We start from the raw sequence: 3280 nt of genomic DNA, 5'->3' as shown, positions 1-3280 counted from the left end.
CCCCGGCGCCGACTGAGCTGCCGACCAGGACCGCCGGGCGCTGCGGCGTCGCGCCGAGGTGCTCGGCGAGGGCGAGCGCGTCGGCGGCGATCCCCTCGACGCCGTGCCCACCCGGCGGGACGGGGTCGGTGTCGCCGTGCCCGCGCAGGTCGAGCGTCGCGGTGCGGTAGCCGTGCGCGTGGAGCTCCGGGAGGACCGGTGCCCACGTCGTGCGCAGGTCGCCCATGCCGGGGACGAGCACCACGAGGGGGCCGTCGGCGGGGCCGTCGACCGTGTACGCGAGCCGTCCGAACGGGCGCTGGAGGTGCCGTGTCGTCGTCATGCGACCAAAGCTAATGCCATTAGCCAACGCGCCGCAAGGGTGTGCGCGCACGGCGTGACCCCGCGAGGTGCGGCACGATGGACCGGCACTGTCACCCACCGAAGGAGTTCCGTCATGTCCGCAGCGCTGCCCGAGGTCTCGGGATCGTTCGGCGACAAGCCCACGCTGACGTTCCCCGACGCGCAGCCGTCCGGCGAGCTCGAGGTGGTCGTGCTGTCGCGCGGCGACGGCGAGCTGGTCGAGGCCGGCGACGACATCGAGGTGCACTACCTCGGCCAGTCGTGGCAGGGAGGCGTGTTCGACAACTCGTACGACCGCCGCTCGACGATCTCGTTCGGGATCGGCGTCGGCCAGGTCATCGCGGGCTGGGACGAGGGCCTCGTCGGCCAGCAGGTCGGCTCGCGCGTGCTCCTGTCGATCCCGTCGCACCTCGGCTACGGCGACCGTGGCGTGCCGCAGGCCGGCATCAAGGGCGGCGACACGCTCGTCTTCGTCGTCGACATCGTCGGCACCAGCCGCTGACGCAGACGCGCACCGGCCGCTGACGCGCCGGTCGCCGAGCACGCACCGGCCCCCGTCGCCCGCGAGCGACGGGGGCCGTGTCGTGCCCGGACAGGGGTCAGCGGTGCCCGAGCGGTGGCAGCCGTGGCAGCCCTGGCCCGACCGTGTCAGCGCAGCACGTGCCGCGCGACGAAGTCGTTGCGGAACTTCCCGTCCGGGTCGGTCTGCGCGACCAGCGCGGCGAAGTCGTCCCACCGCGGGTACAGGCGCGCGAGGTCGCGGCCGGGGTCGGCGAACAGCTTGCCCCAGTGCGGCCGCGCGTCGAACGGCTTGAGGGCGGCCTCGAGCGTCGGGAGCACCGCCTCGACCTGCGGCTGGAGCGGCTTCCACGTGAAGTGCAGCCCGACGCGGTCGTCGCCGTAGGCCGTCGACAGCCACAGGTCGTCGGCGGCGATCGTGCGGACCTCGCTGACCTGCAGCAGCGGCGACACGACGTCCGCCAGGCCGCGCACGGCCTGCAGCGCGTCGACCGCGTGCGCGCGCGGCACGAGGTACTCGGACTGCAGCTCGTCGCCGTTGCTCGGGGTGAACTCGAGGCGGAAGTGCGGCAGCCGCTCGTGCCACGGGCCGGGCACGCCGAGCTGCTGCGTGCAGTTCACGGGGTCGATGCCGGGCAGCGGATGACGCGGGCCGTCGGCGGGTGTCGCGCCGAACAGCTCCGTCCGGCGCTCGAAGCCGTCCGCGCCGACGCGCGTCTTGCGCCAGACCTGCTGCACCGCGTCGCCCGTCCAGTCGGTGAAGAGGCTCACCGAGTCCGCGCTCGACGTGATCGCGTCGAGGTCGCTCAGGACGGCCTCCCAGGGCAGGTCGACGTGCACCTCCTGCGCGACGAGGAACGTCGGCTCGACGTCGAGCGTCACGCGTGCCGCCACCCCGAGGGCACCGAGCGCGACCACGGACCCGGCGAAGTCGTCGTCGCCGCGCGCCACGTGCCGCAGCGAGCCGTCGGGCCTGACGAGGTCGAGCGCGGCGACCGCCGTCGCCAGGTTGCGCGACCGGTCGCCCGACCCGTGTGTCGCGGTCGCGACCGCCCCGGCCACCGAGATGTGGGGGAGCGACGCGAGGTTGTGCACCGCCCAGCCGGCGTCGTGCAGGAACCGCGCGAGCGTCCCGTACCGGGTCCCGCCGGGCACCGTGACCGTGCGCGCGTCCTCGTCGAGCGTGATCTCCGGCTCGAGGCCCTCGAGCGAGACGAGCGCGGCCGGTCCGTCGGCGAGGTCGTTGAAGCAGTGCCGGGTCCCGAGGGCGCGCACGCGGTCCTCACCGGCCACCACCTCCTGGAGCCCCTCGACCGTGGTCGGCGCGAGCACCCGGGGCGCGCGGTAGGTGTAGTTGCCGGCCCAGTTCGTCAGGCTCACGGGGCTGGGTCCTCTCGTCGTGCGGCTGGGGGATCACCCCAACCTAAGGTCACCAGGACGACGGTGCCGTCACGAAGACGTCGAACAGCGACGGCTCGTGCGCGTGCACGAGGACCATGAACACCACGAGGTCGAACAGCAGGTGCACGGAGACGACGTACGTGAGCGACGCCGTCTTCCGGAAGATCCAGCCCTGCACCAGCGCGAACGGGATCGTCAGCAGCGGCCCCCACTCGCGGTACCCGAGCTCCCACAGGAACGACACGAACACCGCCGCCTGCAGGACGTTCGCGACGGGGAACGGGAAGTGCACGCGCAGCAGCGCGAGGACGGTGCAGACGAAGAACAGCTCGTCCCAGATGCCGACCGCGTTGACGCCGACGAACAGGCGGGCGACCTCCTGCCCCGTGTCGACCACGGGCCAGTTGAGGTAGGCGCCCGACCCGAGGAAGTACCAGGGCAGGATCAGGTACGCGAGCAGCACGACGACCAGCAGGTACACCACCTGCGTCCGGCTCCAGCGGCGGCCCGTCCGCACCGGGAATCGGATCACGTCCTGCCCGAGGACGTACCGGTGCACCACGTACGGCACGAGCACCGCGGCCGACAGCACGACCGCGAACCGCGCGATCCCCGCGTCCGACAGGTCGGCCTTGAGCGAGATCGTCGTGATGATCGCCATGCCCAGCCCGACGAGCGCGAGGTCCCGTCCGAGCGCGCGGTCGACCACCAGCGCCAGCAGGACGCCCGCGACGAGCGGCACGTAGCCCAGCGGTCGCACGTGCACCGCGAACAGCAGGACCGCCGACCCGCAGACGAGCGCGGCCGCGAGCACGCGCAGCACGTCGCGCAGCGCCCAGGTCAGGCGCGGGACGGTCGGCGTCGTCGGGGCGGCAGGGGCGTCGGTCGGGGCGGCGTCCACCCGTGCAGTCTGCGGGGCCGGACGGGGTCCCCGCGACCGCTCGCGTGGTGGAACGCTGTGCGGATGCCCGACGACCAGCCCTCCGGCGCACCCGCCGACCAGCCCACCGACCGCGCG

4 protein-coding genes are annotated in these 3280 nt (G+C 73.5%); 1 reads left to right on the top strand and 3 read right to left on the bottom strand.

Annotation, left to right across the window (positions count from 1 at the left end):
• Positions 1 to 322, bottom strand: a 322-nt coding sequence (locus tag HGA02_RS13935) for an alpha/beta fold hydrolase (RefSeq protein WP_168679523.1), incomplete at its 3' end; no start/stop codon positions are given.
• Positions 323 to 436: 114 nt separating this feature from the next.
• Between HGA02_RS13935 and HGA02_RS13930 the strand changes: the two genes are divergently transcribed.
• Positions 437 to 844: an FKBP-type peptidyl-prolyl cis-trans isomerase gene (locus tag HGA02_RS13930; protein ID WP_124341877.1), complete on the top strand. Its 408-nt coding sequence runs from the start codon at positions 437 to 439 to the stop codon at positions 842 to 844.
• Between the two features lie 146 nt (positions 845 to 990).
• Here HGA02_RS13930 and HGA02_RS13925 read toward each other — a convergent pair whose 3' ends face one another.
• Both HGA02_RS13925 and HGA02_RS13920 read right to left on the bottom strand, forming a co-directional pair.
• Positions 991 to 2241: a D-arabinono-1,4-lactone oxidase gene (locus HGA02_RS13925; protein ID WP_168679521.1), complete on the bottom strand. Its 1251-nt coding sequence runs from the start codon at positions 2239 to 2241 to the stop codon at positions 991 to 993.
• Positions 2242 to 2290: 49 nt separating this feature from the next.
• A complete protein-coding gene (locus HGA02_RS13920; protein ID WP_425483067.1) occupies positions 2291 to 3163 on the bottom strand; it encodes a CPBP family glutamic-type intramembrane protease in 873 nt (290 codons plus the stop codon).
• Between the last annotated feature and the right edge of the window lie 117 nt (positions 3164 to 3280).

Origin of the sequence: Cellulomonas septica (assembly GCF_012396155.1) — a bacterium.
GTDB classification, from domain to species: Bacteria; Actinomycetota; Actinomycetes; order Actinomycetales; family Cellulomonadaceae; genus Cellulomonas; species Cellulomonas septica.
Note: the sequence above shows the minus strand (reverse complement) of the source record. Positions and strands in the feature narration are given on the sequence as shown.

What these genes read in the sequence shown, in the direction of transcription:
- HGA02_RS13930 (WP_124341877.1), top strand. Translation starts at nt 437, where the DNA reads ATGTCCGCAGCGCTGCCCGAGGTCTCGGGATCGTTCGGCGACAAGCCC.